Genomic DNA, 23,736 nt, shown 5'->3' on the forward strand with positions numbered 1-23,736 from the left:
TCACCCTCGGGAAAGCGCCCGCGTCACGCTGATGAACGGCACGGTGCAGCTCTGACCGCCATCGACCGGATACAGCATGCCGTTGACGTAGCGGGACTCGTCGGACGCAAGGAAAAGCGCCATGGCGGCAATGTCTTCCGGCTCGCCGATAAAGGGGGTGTTGAGCACCTCCAGAAACAGCCGATCCATTTCCGGCGTGGACCATTGCAGCTTGGCGGGCGTCTGCGTCGGACCGGGAAGGATCGCATTGCTGCGGATGCCCTGTTTGCCATAGGTGGCGGCGATCGCCTGCACGAACCAGTTGAGCGCGGCTTTTGACGATCCATAGCTGTAGGCGGTGATATCCCCACCCATGGAACTGCCGGACGAGGTGGAGATGATCGACCCCACCCCGCGCTCCAGCATGTGCGGAATGACGAGCTTGCTCGCCAGAACCGCTCCCAATACGTTGACCCGCACATTGGCAAGGAAGATGTCGGGGTCGAAAGCCAGGAAATCCATGTCACGCATGGCGTGGTCCTGATTGACATAAAGGGCATTGTTGAAGAGCACGTCGATGCGGCCAAAATCGGCGACGGTCTGGCCGATCATATGTTCCAGATCGGCCTGTTCGCCGACGTCAACGGTCATCGCGCGCGCCGATCCTCCGGCGTCGACAATGGCCTGCGCGGTCGCCTCGGACGCTTCGGCGCGAATGTCCGCGACGATCACCGTCGCGCCTTCCCGCGCGAACATCAACGCGCTGGCTCGTCCGATGCCGCTCCCGCTTCCGGTGATGATGCAAATCTTTTCTGCAAGGCGGGCCATGCTGCTTCCTCTCCCTTTTGGTTCATTGCCGATGCCGCGGACCGGGCACCCCGCTCAGCGGAGATCGCGCTTCAAGCCGGCTTCCTGATGGACAGGATCAGGATGAAGGCACGGCTGCGCTGCGGATCTGCCTCAACGCGGGCGGCCACACGCTGCACCAGACTGGCCAGCAGCGCGTCCCGATCGCGGGACGCAGCGACGCGTGCAAGGAAGTTGGGGCCGTTGGCCGCACCCATCATGGCCGCCCACTGCCGCCCCAGTTCGGCCGCATTGCCGGTCTGTTGATAGCCCTCCCAATAGGGATCGGGGGACGGGATCGCGGCGAGATGCTCCAGCACCAGATCGGGCACCAGCCCGGCATCGAAAGGCGCCCTCACCTGATCGGGCGAACGCCCCGCCGAAGGCGCTGTCATCTTCAGCGTTTCGTCGGCGCTGAGCAGTCCTTCGCCTTCCATGTCTACGATCGATTGCCAGAAATTCCCGGCCATCCATTCAAATCCGTGGCTGTCGGGGCCTCGACCCATGAACTGGCAGATCAGGCGCCCCCCCGGCCGCAACTCAATGACGCGCGCTTTCAGGAAGCGAAGCCAGTCCTCCGCCAGCACCGCATCGACGGCGGCACGCGCCTGCGCGGACCGGCTGAAGATCGCCCAGCCATGATCCGCGACGTCGACCGGATTACGGCTCATCCAGTGCAGCGCATTGGAGGACCAACCCAGATCCACGCTGCCGGGTGGCAAAATCGCATCGAAATAGGATCGGCCTATGGCGGAAGGAAAGACGCCCTGCCGGCCGTTAAGATAGCTGGCCGGGTCCTGATCCAGCAAGCCGAACAGCGACGTGAAATCGTTGGAGGGCAGGTCCGTATGCACGACCTGAACCGGCCGCCGCGCATCATTCGCACGAACCAGATCGATGGCCGTCGCCATCGGCGCCATCGAATTGCGCCCTTGCGATGCGCCATAGTCGACTATGGTGACAGGACCGACGGAGGCATCGCCAATGGCTCGCGCCGCATCCTCCAGCAGGGGGAGCGCGGATTGCAGATTGGCCTGTTGCAGGCCCGAATGCCGGTTGTAAAGCCCACCCCCCGCCATGGCCGCGACAGCGGTGGAATCAGCCATAAAATGTCTCCGCTATACGCTGCGTGTAGATCGCGCTTTTTTCGGGCGACAGGCCATAATGCGGGATCAACGGCGTAATCGCGTCGGCCAGCGCCGCGCGCCGCGCAACCCGGGCCCGCACTTCATCGGCCGTTCCGACCACGGCGATGCTTTCCACCATGGCGTCGGTGCAGGCAGCCGCCATGCCCGCCATGTCCCCCTGCGCGAAGGCGGCCTGAATCGCCGATGCCTCCCGGCCGAAACCGATTTCCTCGAAATAGCGCAGATATTGGGGCGACTGGCTGTAATAAGCCACAGTCCCCCGGCAATCCTCGATCGCCTCTCGCCTGTCGTCAGAAATCGCCGTGAATATCGAAATGTTGAGCGAGAAGTCCTTGCGCGCCCGGCCGGCCCGATCCAGCCCCGCCTTCATATGAGCGGCCACTTCCCGCTCAATCCAGCCATCGTTCCACAGGGGATGCCCAAGCAGCCCGTCGGCAATTTCCGCCGCCTGCGCGCAGGCCTTCTGGAACACCGCCGGCAGCACGATGGGAATGTCGCCGCGCACCGGCTTGTGCAGCAAGCGGAAGTGCGAAAGGTCGAGACGGTGATAGTCTCCCGCCAGTTCGGTCAGCTCGCCTGTATGCCCGCGGGCCACGACAGCGCGGATCATGCCCACGATCTCGCGCATATGGGCGAGCGGCTTGCCATAGGCGCTGCCGAATGATCCCTCGATCTGGCTCTGCGCGCTCGACCCCAGTCCCAGCACCATCCGGCCGTTGCTGATGAGGTCCAGGTCGATGGCGCTGCACGCGGTTTCCAGCGGACTGCGCACGAACGCCAGCGCGATGCCGGTCCCCAGCTTGATACGCTGCGTGGCGGGCGCGACGGCGGCCAGCGTCGTGAAGGGCGCGCCGAACATTTGCGGCGCCCAGACCCCTTCCACCCCCGCCGCTTCATAACTCTGTGCCAGCGCCGCCAGATTGGCCCCCGGCATCGGGACGATCTGCGCCCAGACAGCCTTGCGATCGGTCATAGCATCCCCCTTCAAAAGCCGCTTGTGTCGAAATAGTCGCGCCAGGCGACGATATGGGGGCCGTCCATTTCCAGGGCGCCCATCAGCCGCAGCGACAGCATTTCCTGCCCGTCTGGCCCATAGAAAATATCGCTGCGCTCCGTCAGGACGACATGGCCCGCGGCCGCCGCATGATGGACCACGACCGCGCAGCGTTCGAACGGAATCCGGCCAAGAAAGCCGTCGATGAACTGCCTCGCCTGATCGACCCCGACGATCGTCGCCACGCCGACATTTTCCCAGCGTGTATCCGCCGTAAACCGGCGCTCCATGGCGGACAGCATGTCTTCGCGCGAGCCGCTGCTTTCCCGAAAAAACGCCAATACTTCGTCCAGTGGACCGGGCATGTCACCCCCTGCTCCTGTGTTGCGCCGGCATCATGGCCCGGGGTGCCCGCCTTCTGCCCTGCCGAAAGATAGCAGCCTTGTTTTGGCAGGGGATCGGCACGCCATCGGGCGGAAAGGTCATGCTGAGAATAGTATGTCCTCCCCATAACAGTGAATCGAGCGGCTAAATATCGGGCATCGCCTATACTTCCCGGCAAAGCTGAGAGGAGTTTTCACTGATGAGCGCCGTTGACGAATTGATCGCCCTTGCCCGGTCGCCCGATCCGTTCCGGAACGCCCCGGACAATCTGGCCGAACTGCAACTGGAAGCGGCGCGCGAACGCTTTGCGGAGCGGCGCCAGCAGATCCGGGTGCTCGACAAGCGGGCGAAAGAAGCCGGTATCGACAGCATCGACAGCCTGGCCGACCTCGTCCCGCTCCTGTTCGCCCACACCAATTATAAAAGCTATCCGGAGGCGTTCGTCGACAATGGCCAGTGGAAGCATATGAACATGTGGCTCGGCACGCTGAGCAGCTATCCGACGGACAATATCGAGGTTGCGGATGTGCGCGACATTGACGAATGGCTGGACCGCGCCAAGGCGGCGGGCCACCATGTCTTCGCGTCGAGCGGGACCTCGGGCAAATCCTCCTTCCTCAACCAGTCGACGCAGGACCGCGACCTGTCGCTCGCCGCCTGTCTGGCGGCGGCCGACCTGTCGACACCGGCCTATGTGCCCGATCACGGCCGCTCGGTCTTCACCATGATGCCGCCGCGCGGCACCCACAAGATGATTGAATTCTGCAATGTCCATTTCCCGCGCTGGGCCGCGCCCGGCGAATTTCATCGCCTGAGCGACTATCCGATGCGCGCCTTTGATGCCATGCGCCCCGCGCAGCTGCGCCGCCTGCTGGCTGCCGGCAAAGTCGGTCCCGGCGAGATCGCCGTCTATGAGGCGGAGGTCGAGGCCCGCCAGCAGACGCGGGCAGGCGAGTTCGACGCATGGATGGACCTGCTTGTCAGCCGCCGGGATCGCCCGCTCTATATCGGCGTCATGTATGGTGTCGCCTGGCAGATCGTGCAGGCCCTGCGCGCGCGCGGGATCAAGGATGGCGATTTCCATCCCGACACGCTGATGAGCTTTGGCGGCGGCACCAAGGGGGCGGCTGTCCCGGCCGACTATAGGGAACAGATTATGAGCTTTTTCGGCGTCACGCCGGACCGCATCACCAGTTCCTATGCCATGGTCGAAATGAGCGGCTTCTGCGCCAAGATCCAGCCGACCGAATCCTATGCGGTGCCGCCATGGATCATCCCCCTCATCCTCGACAAGCCGGGCGAAAAGCTGCTGGGCACGACGAAGGATGTTGGCCGGATCGAAGGCCGAATGGCGTTTTTCGATATATTGGCGGACGGCCGCTGGGGCGGCATCATCTCTGGCGACAAGGTGCAGGTGGAGTTCGGCTCCGGCCTGGAGGGCGTGAAGACGCCGGTCGTTCACGCGATCGCCCGTTACGCCGATCTGGAAGAAGGTGAGGACAAGCTCAGCTGCGCCGGATCGATCGATTCCTATGTGCGCGGATCGATTACCGCACCCCAGCCGGTCGCGGCCTGAACGACAGGAGGCAGACATGCTGCATGAAATCATCGCCGATAATGACCGGCTGCTCGTTCCCCATGTGATCAAGGGCGTGGTCCAGCTCGACGCCGCCGTCGAGCACCGGTCGCGGGCCAGCGGCACGACGGTCATGACCCCTTCGATCGATCTGGACTCGCTGATCTGGCCGCGAAGCCAGCCCGGTCCCGCCTTCGACACGCCGCTTGCGGAGATCGTGGATTTTCTCGTCGAAGTCGGCAAGGCGCTCGATTTCGACCGGAACATCTATCTCCAGGAGGCTGCGGCCTATAATCTGCGCTGCAACACTCTTGGCGCGCGCATCCTGGAGAATTGCTACCGCGATATCGCCTGGTTCTTCACCCGCGAGGCGGTCGAGGCGGAAGCCGAACAGTCGCTGGGATCGCTCGACGTGCTGGATGGGTGGGCGCGGCGCGACATTCAGGGCACGGCCTTCGACATCCGCGCCTTCCCGCCCCGCATGGTGCATGTTCTGGCCGGCAACGCCCCGATCGTGCCGCCGGTCACGATTGTCCGAGGAGCGATCAGCAAGGGCGTCCATCTGCTGAAAATGCCGTCCAACGACATGTTCACGGCGACCGCCCTGCTGCGGACGATGGCGGATGTCGGCCCCAACCATCCGGTGACGCGCTCCTTCTCCGCCGCTTACTGGCGCGGCGGCGATGCCAGCATCGAAAACCACATCCTGCGCTCGCAATATTTCGACAAGCTCGCCGTCTGGGGTGGCGAGGCGGCGGTACGCCATGCCATGCAATATGCCGCGCCGGGCTTCGAGATCATGTCCTTCGATCCCAAGGTCTCGATTTCGCTGATCGGCCGCGAAGCCTTTGACGACGTCCCCCTCGCGACCATTGCCGAACGGAGCGCGGCCGACATCATCGCCTTCAATCAGGATGCGTGCAGCTGCGCCCGCTTCCAGTTCATCGAAGGATCGGACGAACAGGTCGATCGCTATTGCGAAGCGCTGGTGGAGGCGATGGGCAAGGATATCCGCTATGGCGCCGGCCCCGACGGCCCGCTGCCGCCCGCCATGCTGATCGACGAACTGGACATGCTGGGCAATCTGGAACCGGTCTACCGCCTGTTCGGACGTCCCGACGGCCGGGGCATAGTCATCCGCTCCAGCGAACCTGTGTCGTTCAATCCCGGCGGCAAGCTCGTCAATGTCGTCGCGGTCGACCGGCTTGCCGATGCGATCCAGCATGTCACCGTCGCGACCCAGTCGGTCGGCGTCTATCCCCCCTCCCGCATTGCCGAGGTGCGCGATGGGCTTTCCTCGGCGGGCACCCAGCGCATCGTCGGTCTCGGCAATATCAACACCGGAAAATTCGGCGGCCTGCCGCACGATGGGGGATGGCCGGTGCACAAGATGATGCACTGGGTCGTCACCGAAGCAGCGAAAGATTGAAAACGACCATGACACAGACAAACATTCAGACGCTGTCGCTCGACAGCTATCGCCTGCTCGGCCGCTCGGGCCTGCGGGTTTCCCCGCTGGCGCTCGGGACCATGACCTTTGGCGAGGAATGGGGCGCGGACGAGCAGGAATCCCGCCGGATTTTCGACAGCTATGTCGACCAGGGCGGCAATTTCATCGACACGGCGGGCTATTATGCCGACGGCGTGTCGGAAACGCTGACCGGCAAGTTCGCGGAAGCCAAGCGCGAACGGCTGGTCCTGTCGACCAAATATTCGCTGACCCGATCGGTCGGCGATCCCAATGCTGCCGGCAACAGCCGCCGGAACATGATGCAGACGGTCGAAACCAGCCTCAAGCGCCTGCGCACGGACCGGATCGATCTGCTCTTCCTGCACGCCTGGGACGATACGACGCCTGCGGATGAGATCATGCGCGCGTTCGACGACCTCGTGACGCAGGGCAAGATCCTGTATCTGGGCCTGTCGGATACACCTGCCTGGCAGATGGCCCGGCTGCAAACCGTGGCGGAATTGCGGGGATGGTCCCAGTTGGCGGCCTTGCAGGTCGAATATAATCTGGTCGAGCGCACGGCCGAACGCGAACTCATCCCCGCCGCCAAGGCGCTGGGTATCGGCGTCATGCCCTGGTCGCCGCTGGCGAGCGGCATGCTGTCGGGCAAATATGCGACCGGCGGCAGCGCCCATGCCGGCGAATCTGGCGGTCGCGGTGCCCTGCTCGAAGCGGCAGGCCGTGTCGACGCGCGCGTGGTCGCCATCGCCGATGCGGTGAAGGGCATCGCCGACGAGATGGGCGTCACCTCGGCGCAGGTGGCGATCGCCTGGACCCTTACCAATCCGGCGGTCGTCTCGCCGCTAGTGGGCGCGCGGACGATGCGGCAATATGCGGATAATGTCGCCGCGCTTGGCGTCACGCTGGAGGCAAGCCAACTGGAACGTCTGGATGCGTTGAGCCGCACGCCGCTCGGCTTTCCGCATGATTTCCTCGCCTCGCCCTTTATCCGCCATGGACTGACGGGCGGCACGACCATCCAGCCGCGCGCCTGATCAGGCGGCGCGGATCAGCCTTCCGGGACGCGCGCCAGTGTCGGCGCCGTCCCGCCGGGTGATCACGCCGCTGACCATCGTGGCGCGATAACCGGTCGCCTGCTGCGCCAGACGGCGCCCACCGCCGGGCAGGTCATGGACGACATGAGGGGCATGCAGCCTGAGCGCGCCATGATCGATCAGGTTGATGTCGGCCTTCATCCCCGGTTTCAGCCGCCCCCTGTCCCGCAGCCCCAGGAAATCGGCGTTGTCCGCGCTCAGCGCCTTGACTGCCGCAGGGATCGTCAGTTGCTCGCCGACCCGATCGCGGGTCCAGTAGGACAGCATCGTCGTCGGATAGCTGGCATCGCAGATGATGCCATAATGCGCGCCGCCGTCGCCCAGTCCCACGATGCTGTAGGGATCGCGCATCATTGCAAGCGCAGGGTCCAGCGACTTTTCCGCATAGTTGGAAAAGGGCATCAGGATCAGCGCATGGCCCTCCTGCTCCAGCATCAGATCATAGACCAGTTCGACAGGACCGACGCCGCGCTTTGCGGCCAGCGCGGCGATGCTCCGGTCCGGTGAAGGTTCATAGTCCGGCTCGGCTCCGAGCGGATAGATATTGTCCCATGTGCGTAGCAAGCGATGCAGCGGCGTCGGCGTCTCATCCGGCTCCTCCGCGATCAGTCGCGCGCGGAAGGCGGGATCGCGCATGATGGCGACCTTTTCAGCCAGCGGTCGGTCCGCAATCGCACGATAGCTTGCACAATGGCTGAACGCGTTGGCCGACGTCGACAGGCCGCACATCGCGCCCATCGGCCGGGGAAAAACCTGCGCCAGCACCGGCGCCGCGCTGGTGCGATTATGCTCGGCCAGCGCATCCATGGTGCGCCGCCAGCCCTGCGGATCGGTCGACCATTGGGCGAGCGAATAGGTCAGCGGACGCCCCGAGGCGCTGGTCATGCGCTTCATCAGGTCGAGATCGCTGGCCCAGTCGGCGGTATCGAGATTCGGGATCATCTGAAGCACGCCGCGCCCCGCATCACCCACCGATCGGGCGATCGCCACCAGTTCATCGCTTTCCGCCTGAAAGGACGGGATGAAAGCGCCATCGCCGCGCCGATGCACCAGCGAACGCGATGTCGCGAAACCAAGCGCGCCGGCCGCCATCCCCTCCGCCACGAGCTGCGCCATTCGCGCGACATCCGCCGCGGTCGCCGGCTCGCGGTCCAACCCGCGCTGGCCCATCGCATAGACCCGCAGGGGCGAATGCGGAATATAGGCTCCCACATCCGCGTCCCAGGCACGCGCTTCGAGCGATCGCAGATAATCCGGGAAGCTCTCCCAGTTCCAGGGCAGACCCTTCGCCATCACCGCTTCGGGAATGTCCTCCACGCCCTCCATGACATTGACCAGCGCCTCGCGGTCCTCCGGCCGGCACGGCGCGAAACCGACGCCGCAATTGCCGATGACGACGGTGGTGACGCCATGTTCGGCGGAAGGCACCAGACTGTCCGACCAGGTGACCTGCCCGTCATAATGGGTATGAACATCGACGAAGCCGGGCGTGACGAGGAGGCCACGGGCATCGATCTCCTCGCGGCCTTGACCGACATCAGCACCGATCGCCGCGATACGGCCGTCGGCAATGGCGATGTCCGCCTCGAACGGATCACCGCCTTGCCCGTCGACCACCGTTCCGCCCCGGATCACCAGATCAGCGTCCACCATGTCCTTGGCTCCCCTCAGCCTGCCAGCGCGGCCAGCATCTCGCCGGATGCCTGTTCTTCGGTCACCCATTTCAGCATGCGGCGTACTGGCTCGATCGCATCCTGCCTTTCCATATTATGCTGCATCGTCGCGGCCCCGCCCAGCGACACGATCCGCTGCGCGCCCTGAAAGGCGAGACGGTCGCGCAGCTCATCCTTGAGGCTTTCGGGAAAGATGCCGATCGTCTGGGTATAGGCGTTGACCGCGCTGACGGCCGTTTCCCTGCTGTCGATGGGCACGATATTGCCCACCCGGCAGGCGAGCGTGCGGGAAAAGTCGACCGGATAATCCTCCTGGCTGACGATCACCGCGCCCTCGTTGGTCCGACCGCCGAAGATGCGATAATCCTCGTCATTGAGGCGGATGCCGTCGATCTCGGCCTTGAGCGCGCCGTCGAACGCCTTGTGCGGCGTGCTCAGGTGATCGGGCAGACGCTGGAGTGCATCGAAGGTCATCTGCCCCAGCCGATTGGCGCGCTCCAGCCCGGCTTCGTCCGTGCCGCATTCGACATAGATGACGCGCGCGGACACGCAGCCTTCCTGATTCTGGGCGCCGATGTCGAGCGCCAGACGGCGTGCCACCTGACCCAGCGTCGCTTCATCGGCGAAGGCTTCGCGACCGATGATCGTTCCCGACAGCTTGGGGTCCTGGGTGATGAGGTCGATGCCCGGTTGCAGATAGCGGGTGATGTGCTTGACCGAATCGAACCCGCCCCAGGCGACGATCTTTTCGACCCCGCGCGGATCGTAAATCGCGGATTCCACCTGATCGTCGCCGCCCTTCCAATAGGCGACGGAGACATGTTTCGACAGCGGATGGTCGGGGTCCATCTCGACCATGGTTCGCACCAGCGCGGCGGCCGTCAGCGGATCGTTGGACGGCAGCTTGATGATCGCGTCGGACCGGGTCAGCGCATTGCGGATCACCGTCAGGATCGACACGATCGGCGCATTGCCGGCAATGACATGCACGGTCCGCGCGCCGAAAGCGCGCGTGCGGGCGGTCAGGCCCGGAAATCTGCCAGCCCCCTGATCCACCCAGCCTTCCAGATAGTCGACGCCGCAGGAGCGCTCCATCATCCGCCGCATTTCGGTGCGATCGAAGGCGGCGCCGATATGCTGGAAATGGACGCGCAATATGCTCTCCGACAGGCCGGAGGTCAGACAGGACAGACGAAACGCTTCCTGCAAATGCCGGTTCTGCCCGAAATCCAGCCGCTCCCCCAGGGCGACGAGGAAATCCAGTATCTCGTCGAAGCTCAGCGAATAAAGGTCGGCCATGGCCGAGGGCGTCCGCAGGGGCAGGCGCGCGACATGCTTGGCGATGTCGGGCGCCGAGAAGCTGACGCCGCCCCGGCGGCCGCCATAGTCGACTTCAGCATCATCGATGATCTGGCCTCGGATGATGAGGGGAACGCGGAATTGATCAGTCATGGCTCTACTCACATCGACAGTTCGGCAAGAAATTCGAGGGCGCGATCATGCGCTTCGGGGGCGCCGGCGCAGACGATGCGGTCATCGCCGCCTTCCTTCTCGCTGTAGCGGCGTACCGGCGGAATGACGTGCGGCCCGGTGCGGCCACAGGCGCAGGGCTTTTCCCAGCCCGCCAGCGTGATCTCATCCCCCGTCACCAGCCCGGCCCAATAGGTGTTGGGCATCAGGTCGAACGAGGCGAAGCGGCCGGTCAGGCCGTCCTTGCGCGGCAAGGGCTTGCCGGTCGCCGGATCGAGCAGGAACGGAATCTGGATCGGCGGGATGTGATAATGGCCATGCTCGCACATCATCGACAGACCCATCTGTTCGGACGTGGCGTACATTTCATAGATGGTATCGAAACCCAGAAACTCGAGTACGCGCTCGCGCCAGTCGTCGGGCAGTTCCTTGCCCTTCTTGCCGCCGCCGGTCAGCAGCACGCTGCCCTTGCCGAAGACGTTCTTGAGGCCACGCTTCAGCCCCTCCTCCGCCCAATCGTAGAGGATCGCCCACATCGCCGTCACATAGACGTCGCGCCCGCCGAAGCGCCGCTGCGCCTCGCTGAAGAAATGCTTGAGGTCGTCGGGCCGGCGGCGCTCCAGTTCCAGCAGGGCCTCCCGCCGTTCCAGCAGGACCGGCGGAATGTCGATCATGCCGGCCTCACCCCGTGCCTCCGCCGCACGCAGGCGGCCGCCCAGCGAGGCGATGTCCGCGCTGAAGCGGGCGTCGGGGTAGAGGAACAGGGTGTTTTCCTCGCCCTTGGCATAAAGATCGACCTGGATGCCGTTACCGCGCTGCATCGCGGCGGCGCCATAGCGATAGCCCGGAATGATGATCGGCATCCCGTCCTTCAATATGTCCGGGCCGCGACCCGGCCACCAGTCGCGGATAATGACCGCCGAATGGACGATGGTTTCGCGCCACTGTTTCTTGGTGCGGGGGACAAAGCTCAGCTTGCCGGTCGTGCCCGACGTATGCTGGATAGTAAGATCGGTTTCCGCGTCGAGCAGGTCGATCCAGTCGTCGATCGTCTCGATCCCGCTGGCATCGACATGGGAAATGTCGCTGGTCGTCAGGCCCGCGAGCCATTTGGTCAGCTTGTCGAAGCGGCTGCGCTCCAGATAGCTGATCGGATAGGATTTGTAGACGGTGTGCGGAAACAGCAGCGGCGCCAGATCGTTGATCGTCTCGATCGTCTCGATGCCCTGCTCGCGCGCCAGCTTGTCCAGCACCGACAGGCCAGGACGAAGTTCGGCAAAGCGTTTGCGCGCGCCTTCCAGATGCAGCCTGTCGATCTCGTCGCGGCTGAGCGTGAAGGCCTGCGCATAGGGCGCGTCGTGGAAACTGGTGGGATCGGCGATCAGTCGATCGAGATAGCTGGTCATGGAGAGAATCCGCCTTTCTGTCGGAGACGGATTGTGGCGGCGACAGCGCGATCCCCGCAATGCCGATGCCTACAGCCGGAACGCCCAAACATCGTCAGGCGGACATGAAGCGCATGGGTTCGGGCCGGCACGGCCGCCGCGGCATTGCACTGCCATCGCGGCCGCAGCATGGTGCAGGGGACGTGGACGCTCGGCTCCGGCGAAAGGCGGGGCCTGCGGCCAATGCCATCTCTATGCAGACAAGGAGGATGAACCGATGGGACTGAGCGTAAAGGACCGGCTGAACATTTACGATCTGTTCGCGCGCTATTGCCAATATGTGGATAGCGGCAGGGCGGCCGAATGGGTGAACCTCTTCGCGGAGGATGGCTGCTTCGAGATTGTCGGCCAGATGACCCTCCGGGGTGCGGGACAACTGGGCGGAATGCCGGCGATGCTCGCGGAAAGGAGCGGCGGCAAATGGCGTCACCAGATCACCGACATCATGATCGACGCAGGCCCATCCGATGACGCCGCCCATGTCGGCGCCTCCGGCCTCGTGACGGACTGGAACGATGGCGGCCGGGTCATCATGTTCGCCAATTATCAGGGCGCACTGGGCAGAGGCGACGGACGCTGGAGGATCGCCAGATTGACCGCAACCATGTTGACGGGCTGAACGGCGAAAGCAGCCTATCGACCGGCGCCGCGTTCTTCCCGAAATTCGCGCGGCGTCATGCCGGTGGCCTTGCGGAAAGCGGCGGAAAAGGCTGCGGCGCTCTGGAAGCCGCAATTGCCGGCAATCACCTTGATCAGCACACCGTCCCGCGCAAGCTGTTGCTGCGCATGGGCGATCCTGCGGCCAGCGATATAGTCGGACAGGGTAGTGCCGGTGGTCGCTTTGAACGTCCGGATCAGGTGCCGGGGGCTGGTGCGAATTTCCGCCGCCAGATCCGCGACCGACAGATCGCCTGACAGTTCGGCTTCGATCCTGTCCTTGATCCGGCGCAACCGCCAGCCCGGCATTTGTCCATGGCCGCTACGGTCGTCCTCCGGAGCCTGCCGGAAATGCCGGCACAGTTCGACGACCAGCAACAAAGCCATGCTCTCCAGCACTATATTCTGTCCGAAACTGGGGTTGCGCAACTCTTCCAGCAGGCGCGCAAGCCCCTGACGCACCCGACCGATCTGCACATCGTGGCAGGGCGTCAGATCAGCCAGACTGTCATCCTCGAACAGCTGCATCGCCCGTTCATTTTCAAATGTCAGGCACAGCAGGCTGTGTTCGCCCGGTTCGCTCAACGCCGAAAATGCGCCGCCCTTGGGCAGGAAAACAATATCGCCCGGCGGGTCGGCGAGCCGGCGGTCGGCGCTGAAAAAGCGCGAATTGGTACAGCGCGGGCCGATGGAAAAGTCCAGATAATAGGAATCGGGCTGGTAAACCGCGCGGCTGCTCTGGGTCCAGCCGAAGTGCCGGATATCCGCAAAAATTCCGTTGGCGTGAACCTGTCGTTCGACATGGAAATGCGATGCCGTACGCGGCGCGCACAGGGGCAGATCAGTGCCGATTGCGTTCTGCATCCTCAACCTCCTTGCCATCAGTCGAGTCTGTTCCCGACCTGGAAGGGCCGGGCTATTATTTGCCAATTGGCCGCGGATGGCAAGTCAGGGTTGATCATGATCGTTCACATCGGCGATCATCCATCGGCTCGCCAGCGCGAACAGGCCGGCGGCAAGGATGAAGAAGCAGGATCCGAAGCTGAGCGACAAGCGCAATCCCTGCGCGCTGGCGGCCTCACAGGCCTCGACCGGCCGCTTCACGCAGTCGGCGAGGCTGAGGCCCGCGGACACCCGTGCGGCTTCCCCCAATATGTCGCTGACAAGGCCGATCAGCGGCGGCCCCAGACCATAGCCCAACAGCGAACTTGTGGCGATGATGATGGCCGACGCCATGGCCCGCATATGCGGGGGCGCGACGTCCTGCCCGTGCGCATACATGGCGGGCATGTAGAAATGCTGCCCCATCGAGGCGAACACCATCAGCGCGACGGCAAGACCGACCGTCGGCAGCTGAAAGGCGACGGCATAGAGCGACCCGCACCAGAGCAAGCCGACGGACGGCAGCCACGCCTTGATCCGTGGATAGCGCCGCCCTCCGAAATCCATCAACGGTCCGCCGATAAGCGTGAAGACAATGCCCACGCCCCCGATCACCAGCCCCATCAGCAGCGACGCGGTTGCCAGGGACAGGCCATGTCCGCGCATGAGGAAGGACACCATATATTGCTGGTTGGCATAGCTGCCGATCCCGGCAATGCCGCCCGCGACCGCCACGAGGGCAAAGCTGCGCCGGACGAGCAACTGGCGGACCGTATCGATGAAAGACGCCGAGTGAGAGGGCCCGGGCTGGCTCCGCTGGGGTTCCGGCACAGTGGCACGGAACAGCAGAGCGAGGACTATGCCGGCCATTCCGCAGAGGAGGAAGGCCGTGCGCCAGCCAAAGGCAGCGATAAGGGCACCCCCTGCCACTGCGGCGACAATGGCTCCGACCGGGCCGGCCACCCCGAAAATGGCAATGACAGTCGTCCGGCGCCGTGCGGGAAATGCATCGGAAATCAGAGAATGGGACGCTGGTGTGCATCCCGCTTCCCCGATGCTGACCGCTGCTCTCCCGACAAGCATCTGGAGGAAATTGGCCGCTATCCCGCAAAAGGCCGTCATGACGCTCCACAGCATCAGCGAAAAGGCAATGATTCCGACCCGTCGGCCACGGTCGGCCGCCCGCGCGATCGGGAAGCTGAAAAGCGTATAGAGTATGGCGAAAGCCGGTCCGCCGATCAGGCCCAGTTGAAAATCGCTGAGGTGAAGGTCGACCTTGATCATTTCCTGCGCGACCGAAAACAGCAGGCGATCAATATAATTGAGACAATTCAGGAGAAACAGCGCGACAATTGTCCACGACAATACCGATCGCCTGCTCGCCGGAAACGACATTTCATAGGGCGTCGCCCGCTGCGTAGCATCCATGGATGAAGGATTGTGCATCACTCGTCCAAATCCGTTATAACGACCTTCCTGAGGACTATGTCAATGCCGCGTCGCATTCCCTCGTCACGGCTATCGCCGGCAAGACAAATATCGCGTAATGGACATATTCGTCCGGAAAATGCCTACTGCCCGGATCTTCCGCAAGGTTGCAGAAAAGCCATCGGCGAAATATCGAAATTCTCCGAGTATCGCCAACACTTGCCAACAACTTCGACCTTTCATCCACGCTCTGTGCGACACGGCCGGATCAAGAGTTTGTCGAGCTAGCCCTCATAGGCAGCGACGCCGCTTCCCGCCATATCGTTTTCCGCAATATTCATTCAGATCGCGCATTTCCTTCGCGGCCGCCACCGCCTGTCCTCGATCACAGGGGAATTCCTTTTCGATAAAGGAACGAGATTCCACTCGCTCGCACAATTCCTCAATATCACACCGCGAAAGAATGTTTTTTTCCCGCAAATAGAAGATAAGACTTTGCAATATAATCAAAGCCTTGTCTCCATTATCGACCGATTGATTGACATCCATTCCACGATCCTGGATTGTTAAAATGACGGAACAATTATGCTTTCATGAATTGATTCAGCAGTTACGCAGAAGAGGAGCCGTTAGGCCCCCGACGAAAGATAGGGTTCGCCCTCGCGTGTAAATCGGGATGACCGGATCATAGCGATCAGGTGAAGCGGACATCGCCGCCGCACCTGATCGACGCACTTATGTCAAAAGCGGTAAGAGACCGTTGCCCCCCAAGTGCGCGGCGCCGCAGTAAACCCGATCGCGGTGCCGAACGTGCCATAACCGTTGAAGATGGCGTTGTAATATTTCTCCTGAGTCAAATTCCGTCCCCACAAGGTGAACTCCATGCCGCCGTCGAGCTTGAAGCTGATACTGCCGTTCAGCACGCCATAGGCCTTGAGCCGGCTGAAGCTGTTCTGCGTGTTGATAAAGCTGACAGCCGCCGCGCGCTCTGCGGCGTCGTTGACACCGTCGTTAAGCGCCGGAGCCGTCAGATCAGCGGTGGCATAATCCTGATAGACGGCTGAGGTATAGGCATAGTCGGCATGCAAGGCGATTTCGCCGCCTCTGACTGGAATGCGCTGTGTGGCGCCGACGTTCCAGGTCCATCTGGGCGCGCGCGGAACAATTTCACCGCTTCGATCAACCGTGCCCCCCAGCCCCGCCGCGGTGAATGATCCCGCAGCATATTTCGCCTTCAGCCAGGATATGGCGCCACTGACTTCCATACCCTGCCACGGAATGAGCGTGCCTTCGAACTCGACGCCATAAGCTCTCACATCGCCCGCATTCTGAACAAACTGCGTCAGATTGCCGCCGACCAGAGCATTGACGATATTCTGCGCACCGTTCCGCCAGATATAGAAGCCTGCCAGGTTGGTCCGCAAATGCCTGTCGAGAAAGTCGCCCTTGAACCCGATTTCGGCATCCTTGACCTTTTCCGGCGCAAAGGAACTGGCGTCGGGCGGAGTCGGCCGTGAATTAAGCCCGCCAGCCAATGCGGCACCGCCCGTCTTCGCATAGACGAATTTGCCATTCCCCAGTTCATAGTCGATGCTGACCAGCCATGCGGGATAATCAAATTTGGCGGTCACGGGGTCCGTACAATTGGGGCCGGGCGGGACGAGATTGGCGTTGGTGCCCACGGCGCACAGACCCGTCGGCGGAAGCGTGATCAACCTGCCGTTCGACACGAACGAACCGGAAAAGCCTGGTATCCCGCCAATATAGCCCATGCGGTTGATAGAGCGTTTGTCCCACGTATAGCGAAATCCGCCCGTCACCCGCAACCGTTCGGTCAGATTGTAATTGGCCTGAGCGAACAATGCCTTGGACTCTGATTTATAAGTAGCAAGATTGGTGTTGGCGGGCGCAAGGTTGAAACCGAAATCGGTGTCCTGGAAGACGAGGGACTGCGATTGTTCGTCGCCCGTTTCCTTGAAATAGAATGCACCAAGAATGAATTCCAATTTCCCCAACGTACCCGAGAATTGAAGTTCCTCACTGCGCTGTTTCTGGGAATAGTCGCTGGCATAGGACGCGATCTTGGCGGGCGTACCGTCCAGATCGGTGCCGTCCCCGGTTTCCGCCTCTCGATAGGCCGTTATCGATTTTACCTTAAAATCCCCCAGATCATATTCTATCGTCGCACGAAGGCCCCATGTCTTGTTGTAATTGAAGGGCGTATCGATGTTGGGATTACCCGTGTTGGGGTCATTATAGGTTGTGTAGAAACGACTTTGGGTTTGCAGGAAGCTGGCGAGGTCAAATTGATGGGAATAAAGAGCGAGGCCCGGACCTGTCGGATTGATACCACGCAGAGCGACATTATTGTAAGTATCCTTGATGTCAGCCCAGTCGGCCGACAGGGAGACCGTCAGCGGGACCGCCGAAGGTTCCCAGTTCAGCGTGGCGCGGGCCGCGATGTCATGATCGATACGCGCCGCATCGACCCCCCTGATGGGGTTCGGGCCAAAGCCTCTGCCCCGCTCACCATAGCGCCCCGCCAGACGTAACGACAATTCGTCGCCGGCGATCGGCAAAGTCAGCGCGGATTCGATCGACCAGCTTTCATAATTGCCGACACGACCGGTAATATAGCCGCCGAAATGGCCGTCCGGCTGAACGGTCGTCATGTTCAGGGCGCCGCCTGTCGTATTGCGTCCGAACAATGTTCCCTGGGTACCGCGCAGGACTTCGACGGACGCCAGGTCGAGAAGACCCAGATTGCCGGCAATGGGTCGTCCATAATAAACGCCGTCGACATAGATGCCGACCGCAGGATCGGAAAATGAATTGGGACTGTTCTGAGCGTTACCCCGGATGGCGAGATATATGAGGGACGCGTTCCCGGTGCCGCCCGACTGAACAGACAAACCCGGCGCGGCCCGGCCTACATCCGCCACTTCGACAATCTGGCGTTCAAGCAGGGCGGTCGGATCAAGCGCCGTGACGGCCACGGGAACTGTTTGAAGATTCTCCGAAGTCCGGCGCGCCGTCACGATGATATCGCGCACCGCGTTATTGTCGCCGCCACTGGAGCTTTGCTCGACCGCTTCTGCCGCCTGGCTTATAGCAACACCGCACGCGCTCCACGCGGCGCCGGTCATAAGGATTACCCGGAATATCTTACCCATTTCATCCCCTCCTGTGGTGACTATATTTAATTTATGACGACCTGTTTCTATTTATTGACCGAAATGATATATTTTTATCTTATTATATTTTCAGATAATATTTTATCTTGGCACGATCCGTAGATACTGATTGGGCAAGCATATACTGATTGCCCAGACCAGCTACTCCCTGATCGCTCAATCTGCGGGACGAAGCACATATCGTCGGATAGGTACCATCCCTCGGGCTGGCCAGACGCCCATGCGGGCATATTCAATACCCACACGCCTAATCCCGCCGCAGCGGCTCCATGGGCACCAGAACCAGATGATCGGCGGGCGCGCCAGGCCCCGCGATGACCAGACAATGCCGCAGCGTCCTTCGGTGGAAGAAACGCGTCAGGGCGATATCATCGGCTGGCTTGCTCTTTTCGATGAAGCGCATCAATGCGGCCTCACCCTCGACCGGATCGGCATAGGCTGTACCGAGCAGCGCCTCGATATCCTTGCCATCCTCGTCCCGCAGCCAGTCCCGATAGCGCAGCTGATCCCGGAGATAGTGCGGTATGGATGCGAGAATGTTACGTTGCCAACCCTGTAACGATCCGCTTTCCGGCAGGCGCTCGATTTCCGCCTGCAATTTCTGGAGCGCCAGATCGTTCTGGTCGATGGCGGCGGGCGGCGGGAGCGCGATGTCATCGAGCGTCATGCCCAATATCTCGGCCAAAGCCTCCATGCAGCGCCGTCCGATCATCGGAACCTGCACCGCCGCCTCGACCCAGTCGCCGCCGCGTCCCGTTTCATGAAGCCCGAACAGGGGACCATAAATGGCTTCGGCCAGGAAAGAGACGGTGTGATAAGCGATTGCGTCATAATCGAGCGGCACGCCGATCGCGCGTTCATAGTGATGGAACAATGCGGCGACGTCGCCCATATTCTCGATCGGATGGCGTCCCCGGAAGCAGGCGAGATCGCGCATGGGATCGCCCAGATGACCGATTTCCACATCCAATATGCCGGTGACCTGGGCGCCGTCCGAAAGGAACTGGCCGCAATCGCCCGTGACGAAGGAAATGGATTCCCGATGCCGGGGATAATTACGGCGCAGCCAGCCTGCGCAAAATTCCAGCAGCGGATCGGTGATGCCCTGCTCTGCCGTCATGGCATGAAAGCGCTCGAAATTGTGCAGGGCAATCTCGCGCGGCCCCTGCGGCAAATGGGCTCCCCCTTCGACGAAGGGGCGACTTGGAAGACGATGTATGTCCGCCAATATCTCCATATAGCGCAGGGATGCGGCCCACCGATCGTCGGTCATGACCGATGCGCTTTCGATCGCCTGCTGAACCAGGCCGGGGTCCCGCCCACCTTCTATCCATTCCATCACGATGGTGTTGGGCTGGTCGCACATGCCCAATATGGCGGGAATGGGGACGCCATTTTCATGCAGCGCCCGCTGCATGCGCATTTCATAATCGAGCGGATAGGGATGGGTCGGCCAGGTACGGTCGCCCTTGAGCAGAAAGTCGCGCTTCACACCATTCTGCTGCACGCTGGCGCGCCAGACCGGACGCCAGCGCCGTTGCTTTTCCAGCATGACCTCAGAACAGCCCAGCACATCCTCAAGCCATCGGCTGAGCTGTTCGCGGCTTTCGGCCTGATCCTGATCGGCTTCGGTCTGCGCCATCGACGGTCCTCCCCATAATCCTGCCCTGTCCATTATGGCCGGTGCGTCATCCGCCTTCGTTGGGCCGCGCTGGCCTTTGCGGACAGGACGAGACTGACGCACCGTCCTCAACTCTTGCGGTCAGTCGCCGAACCGATAGCGAACCTCCACGCCATAGGTGCGCGGGGCTCCATAAAACCCGCTGAATATGCCAAGCGCCGCTGATCCGACATTGCTCGAAGCCAGATATTTCTTGTCGAACAGGTTGCGCACGAAAAAGCTGATGTCGGCATTGCTGCCGCCCACGCCGTTCAGGTCCAGCCGTCCGTTGACCAGATCATAGGCGGGCAGAACCTGATCGGAGGAGCGGACTTTACTCGAATGGTAATAGTCCATGCTGACCACCGTTTCCGCAAGCGAGCGCGGTACGGGCAGCGTCCAGCGCAGCCCGGCGGTCACCGTCGTCTTCGCGACCAGATTGAACGGCACCTTGAGCGCTGCGAGATAGGATTGCAGTGCGGCAGGCACCGTCAGCGACCGCGACTTGAGGTCGAGGAAGGTCGCCCCCGCGTCGAATGACAATGTCGACGTCGGCTGAATCCGGGTCGAAAGGTCAATGCCCGCGACACGGGTTTTGCCGGCATTGACGAGCAGCGTCCCGCCGCTCGGATCGTTGCTGGCGTCGCAATCGCCGTCCGGTGATTTTGGCGGGTTCGTGCCACCGGCGGCCGTCGTGCTGCAACTTGCCTGCGTATTGAGGCCGGAAATCGGCACCTGCACATTATTATACCAGCCGACAAAAGGCGACGCGTTGAACTGGAGCTTGACGTCGCCCATGGTGAAGTCGGAGCGGATACCGACCTCCACATCCGTCACCTTTTCCGGTGCGAAGGACTGGAACGGCGCCAGCCTGCCGGCCAGCGTGGGACTGTTGATTCCGCCCGCGCGATAGCCCCGGCGGGTGACCGCATAGAGGAAGATCGCATCCGACGCCTTCCAGTCGACGCCCAGCTGCCAGGTCAGCGCCTTGGACGAGGTTTTGTTGACGCTCGAATTGCGGATAGTTGCCGCCCCGTCCGCGCATTCTTCGGGCGAAACGACGGGCTGGTTATTAAGGCCGCCGCCGACGCAGGCCTCGATCTTGTCCCAGGTGTGGCGCACGCCCAGATTGACGTGCAGCCCGTCCGCGATCTCATAATTGACATTGCCGAACAGCGCCCGGCTCTTTTCGCTGTAGAAACTGTAGTTGAAGCGCGCATCGGTAATACCGGGCAGGATGAAGACGGGAATATAGGTGCCCGACGGCCCGAGCGGCTTGCTGTCAAGGTAGAAGGCGCCGACCAGCCAGTCGAGGCGATTGCCGAGTGCCGATCCCTTCACCTGCACTTCGTCGCTGAGCTGCCGAACATCGGATGTCTGACGGCCGCCGACGATTGTCACCGGAAGCCCGGCGGGGATCGCGCCGCTGCCGTCGGCGATCAATGTCGGCAATCCGTCGACACTGGAATAATAGTCGATCTTGGTGCGCCGATAGCCGAAGATATTGAGGAAAGTGATGTCGTCGGACAGATCGAATTCAGTCCGATTGGTAATACCAAAACGCTTGACCCTTTCGAACGCATCGACGTCCGAATTGATCACGCGCGGACCGCGTGCGCGCTGCAACGCCAACTGGACCAGCGCTGCATTGGCCGTGCCCGTCGCCGTCAGCCCGTTGGGACCGGGCAGCACATCGGTCAGCACGGACGCGCCGCCGACCGCTTCATTGTGATAATAGTCGACAATGACCGTGTTGCGGAACGCGGCGCTCGGCTCGAACAGGATCGATCCGCGGATCGCACGCGAGTTGAGATCGTCGGGGTCGCCGCCGATACCGATATTCCTGGTCCAGCCGTCGCGTTTCTGGATCTGACCGGCGATGCGGATGGCCAGCGTATCCGATGTCAGGGGTATATTGAGTGCGGCTTCCAGCAGCCGGGCGTCGTAATTGCCGTAGGACGCCTTGGCATATCCCCCCAGCTTATAGTCCGGCGCGGTCGGATAATAGAGGATCGCGCCGCCGGTCGTGTTGCGGCCAAACAATGTCCCCTGCGGCCCCTTGAGCACCTGAACCGAGGACAGGTCGTAGGTCGGGATGCTGGAACCTGTGGTGGGGGAAGGCACTTCGGCGAAATAGCTGATGACGCCCGGCGCGCTGTTGCCGGCCAGCGCCTTGGACTGACCCCGGATGGAGAAATTGGTGTTTTCGCGCCCGCCCGACCCGGCCAGGAAAACGCCCGGCGTCTTGATCAGCAGATCCTGCGTATCGCGGATATTGGCCTGCCGCAGCGAATCCGCCCCGAAAGCCACGACGGAAACCGGCGTCTCCTGAATATTCTCGGCGGTGCGGCGCGCGGTCACCACGATGTCGCTGGTAGCGCCCTCCTGCGGCGCAGCGGTGGACGACTGCGCCAATGCCGTCTGCGACGTCGTCAGCAACAGGCCCAATGGCAGTATGAAACCCCGTATTCCCTTCATTCTTCTTCTCCCTGATGGTCAAAGGATGACCGTTCTGATTGAGAGCCGGTCTGTTGCCGGCCTTCCGCCTCTGTAGGTTGGCAGCATGGTCGTTGCCGCCTGCCGCCGGTCAGTTCCCGTCGCCGACCGCACTTTCCGGATTGTCGCCTATGCAAATCTGCCTGCGAGCCACGTCGCTATCCTCTCGGCATTTTCCCCATGGATCGGGTGTGCGGCGGATATGACGCCAATTCGCGCCTTCAATTACCTGTCGAAAGGTGGGTCCGATGTCCGATCATGCCGATATCCACCAGATTTGAGGGCGGCGCACGGTCCGCAGATGCCGTCGGCCCCTAATGGGAAAGGACGAGATGACCTGTTTTGCAAGCGGACTGCTGATGCCAGAGGGACCGATCGCGCAGCCCGATGGTAGCCTCATATTGGTGGAGGTGCTCGGCGGCCGCCTGTCCCGCCTTGGCCCGGACGGCGCGCGCACCACTATGGCCGATCTGGGCGGCGGTCCCAATGGCGCGGCGATCGGTCCTGACGGGCGCATCTATGTCTGCAACAATGGTGGCTTCGGCAAAATGACCCTGCCAGATGGCGGGCTTCTGCCGATCGAGGCGCCTCTCGATACGCCGCCCGGCATGATCCAGGTCGTCGATCCGGCCAGCGGCGCCTTCGAAACCTTATACGCATCCACCGAAGCAACGCCCTTCTGGGGACCGAATGATCTTGTCTTCGATGCAGAGGGGGGCTTCTGGTTCACCGATTTCGGTAGGGATCGCGGCGCGGCGCGAATGCGGGGCGGGCTTTATTATGCCAGGGCGGACGGGTCGGAGATTCGGCTGGCCGCCGGACCATTGGACGGGGCGAATGGCGTCGGCCTCTCGCCCGATGGACGCACTCTCTACGTCGCCCTCACCTATGAGGCGCATCTGCTGCGCTATCGGTTGTCGGCGCCCGGCGTGATCGATAAATCGGCGTCGCCCTCCCCGGACGGGCACAGCATCGTCGGCCGGGCCGGCCCCGGTCAATATCTCGACAGTCTGGCCGTGGACAGCGCCGGACGCATCTGCTGCGCCTCGCCCGGCGAGGGCGCGATACTGATCTTCCCGCCGGAAGGCGGAACGCCCGAGCAGATCGAAACGGGCGACTTTCTGACGACCAATATCTGCTTTGGCGGCGCGGACGGGCGCGTGGCCTTCGTCACGCTGGGCAGTTCCGGCAAGGTCATATGTTTCGACTGGGACGTGCCCGGCCTGCCCCTGGCATTCGGCTGACCTGCTCAGGTCGAACAGCGCCGCCCTGCCGTCTGGCAGGTCAGCCAGGGCCCGCATTGCTGTTTCATCGCGACATGCCTGAGAAAAGAGCGAAC

At 62.3% G+C, this 23,736-nt stretch carries 18 protein-coding genes; 5 read left to right on the forward strand and 13 right to left on the reverse strand.

Annotated features, from left to right (window positions below; all coding sequences use genetic code 11):
* The 4 genes from HUK72_RS19150 to HUK72_RS19165 form a co-directional block, all read right to left on the reverse strand.
* Positions 1 to 807: an SDR family NAD(P)-dependent oxidoreductase gene (locus tag HUK72_RS19150; RefSeq protein ID WP_066563107.1), complete on the reverse strand. Its 807-nt coding sequence runs from the start codon at positions 805 to 807 to the stop codon at positions 1 to 3.
* A gap of 71 nt (positions 808 to 878) precedes the next feature.
* Positions 879 to 1,931, reverse strand: coding sequence for a hypothetical protein (locus HUK72_RS19155; RefSeq protein ID WP_066563109.1), 1,053 nt, complete (start codon positions 1,929 to 1,931; stop codon positions 879 to 881).
* A complete protein-coding gene (locus tag HUK72_RS19160) occupies positions 1,924 to 2,946 on the reverse strand; it encodes an LLM class flavin-dependent oxidoreductase (RefSeq protein ID WP_066563111.1) in 1,023 nt (340 codons plus the stop codon). Before HUK72_RS19160 ends, HUK72_RS19155 begins: the two co-directional genes overlap by 8 nt.
* Before the next feature lie 11 nt (positions 2,947 to 2,957).
* Complete coding sequence (locus tag HUK72_RS19165; RefSeq protein ID WP_237230098.1) at positions 2,958 to 3,332, reverse strand: limonene-1,2-epoxide hydrolase family protein; 375 nt, start codon at positions 3,330 to 3,332, stop codon at positions 2,958 to 2,960.
* A gap of 218 nt (positions 3,333 to 3,550) precedes the next feature.
* Between HUK72_RS19165 and HUK72_RS19170 the strand changes: the two genes are divergently transcribed.
* The 3 genes from HUK72_RS19170 to HUK72_RS19180 are packed head-to-tail and all read left to right on the forward strand — an operon-like array spanning position 3,551 to position 7,432.
* A complete protein-coding gene (locus HUK72_RS19170; RefSeq protein ID WP_066563113.1) occupies positions 3,551 to 4,927 on the forward strand; it encodes a hypothetical protein in 1,377 nt (458 codons plus the stop codon).
* Between the two features lie 16 nt (positions 4,928 to 4,943).
* Positions 4,944 to 6,356, forward strand: a complete 1,413-nt coding sequence (locus HUK72_RS19175) for an acyl-CoA reductase (protein WP_066563115.1) — start codon at positions 4,944 to 4,946, stop codon at positions 6,354 to 6,356.
* The gene (locus HUK72_RS19180; protein ID WP_102999821.1) at positions 6,353 to 7,432 is read left to right on the forward strand and encodes an aldo/keto reductase; all 1,080 of its coding nucleotides are present in this window, start codon (positions 6,353 to 6,355) and stop codon (positions 7,430 to 7,432) included. The genes HUK72_RS19175 and HUK72_RS19180 overlap by 4 nt, the downstream gene beginning before the upstream one ends.
* On the opposite strand, the gene HUK72_RS19185 is transcribed toward HUK72_RS19180, so the two are convergent.
* The 3 genes from HUK72_RS19185 to HUK72_RS19195 are packed head-to-tail and all read right to left on the reverse strand — an operon-like array spanning position 7,433 to position 12,041.
* On the reverse strand, positions 7,433 to 9,145 hold the full coding sequence (locus HUK72_RS19185) for an amidohydrolase family protein (RefSeq protein ID WP_066563116.1): 1,713 nt from the start codon (positions 9,143 to 9,145) through the stop codon (positions 7,433 to 7,435). It lies immediately after the preceding gene.
* 14 nt (positions 9,146 to 9,159) lie between these two features.
* Positions 9,160 to 10,617 (reverse strand): acyl-CoA reductase, encoded by a 1,458-nt coding sequence (locus HUK72_RS19190; RefSeq protein WP_066563120.1) that lies wholly within the window; start codon positions 10,615 to 10,617, stop codon positions 9,160 to 9,162.
* An 8-nt stretch (positions 10,618 to 10,625) separates the two neighbouring features.
* Positions 10,626 to 12,041: a hypothetical protein gene (locus HUK72_RS19195; RefSeq protein ID WP_066563121.1), complete on the reverse strand. Its 1,416-nt coding sequence runs from the start codon at positions 12,039 to 12,041 to the stop codon at positions 10,626 to 10,628.
* A gap of 256 nt (positions 12,042 to 12,297) precedes the next feature.
* Here HUK72_RS19195 and HUK72_RS19200 point away from each other — a divergent pair, with 256 nt between their 5' ends.
* Positions 12,298 to 12,699, forward strand: a complete 402-nt coding sequence (locus tag HUK72_RS19200; RefSeq protein ID WP_066563122.1) for a nuclear transport factor 2 family protein — start codon at positions 12,298 to 12,300, stop codon at positions 12,697 to 12,699.
* Positions 12,700 to 12,713: 14 nt separating this feature from the next.
* Here HUK72_RS19200 and HUK72_RS19205 read toward each other — a convergent pair whose 3' ends face one another.
* From HUK72_RS19205 to HUK72_RS19230, 6 genes are all read right to left on the reverse strand, one after another.
* The gene (locus tag HUK72_RS19205; RefSeq protein WP_066563124.1) at positions 12,714 to 13,601 is read right to left on the reverse strand and encodes an AraC family transcriptional regulator; all 888 of its coding nucleotides are present in this window, start codon (positions 13,599 to 13,601) and stop codon (positions 12,714 to 12,716) included.
* 84 nt (positions 13,602 to 13,685) lie between these two features.
* On the reverse strand, positions 13,686 to 15,047 hold the full coding sequence (locus tag HUK72_RS19210) for an MFS transporter (RefSeq protein ID WP_253257882.1): 1,362 nt from the start codon (positions 15,045 to 15,047) through the stop codon (positions 13,686 to 13,688).
* A 291-nt stretch (positions 15,048 to 15,338) separates the two neighbouring features.
* Complete coding sequence (locus HUK72_RS19215) at positions 15,339 to 15,596, reverse strand: hypothetical protein (protein ID WP_066563125.1); 258 nt, start codon at positions 15,594 to 15,596, stop codon at positions 15,339 to 15,341.
* Positions 15,597 to 15,787: 191 nt separating this feature from the next.
* Positions 15,788 to 18,220 carry a TonB-dependent receptor gene (locus HUK72_RS19220; protein ID WP_066563126.1) on the reverse strand — a complete coding sequence of 811 codons (2,433 nt, stop codon included), beginning with the start codon at positions 18,218 to 18,220 and terminating at the stop codon, positions 15,788 to 15,790.
* A 268-nt stretch (positions 18,221 to 18,488) separates the two neighbouring features.
* Positions 18,489 to 19,883, reverse strand: a complete 1,395-nt coding sequence (locus HUK72_RS19225) for a phosphotransferase (protein ID WP_066563129.1) — start codon at positions 19,881 to 19,883, stop codon at positions 18,489 to 18,491.
* Between the two features lie 120 nt (positions 19,884 to 20,003).
* Positions 20,004 to 22,379, reverse strand: coding sequence for a TonB-dependent receptor (locus HUK72_RS19230; RefSeq protein WP_066563130.1), 2,376 nt, complete (start codon positions 22,377 to 22,379; stop codon positions 20,004 to 20,006).
* Positions 22,380 to 22,756: 377 nt separating this feature from the next.
* On the opposite strand from HUK72_RS19230, the gene HUK72_RS19235 reads away from it, so the two are divergent.
* The gene (locus HUK72_RS19235; protein WP_255325873.1) at positions 22,757 to 23,641 is read left to right on the forward strand and encodes an SMP-30/gluconolactonase/LRE family protein; all 885 of its coding nucleotides are present in this window, start codon (positions 22,757 to 22,759) and stop codon (positions 23,639 to 23,641) included.
* The last annotated feature ends 95 nt before the right edge of the window (positions 23,642 to 23,736 follow it).

The organism is Sphingobium sp. 15-1 (assembly GCF_013375535.1).
Taxonomy (GTDB): Bacteria; Pseudomonadota; Alphaproteobacteria; order Sphingomonadales; family Sphingomonadaceae; genus Sphingobium; species Sphingobium aromaticivastans.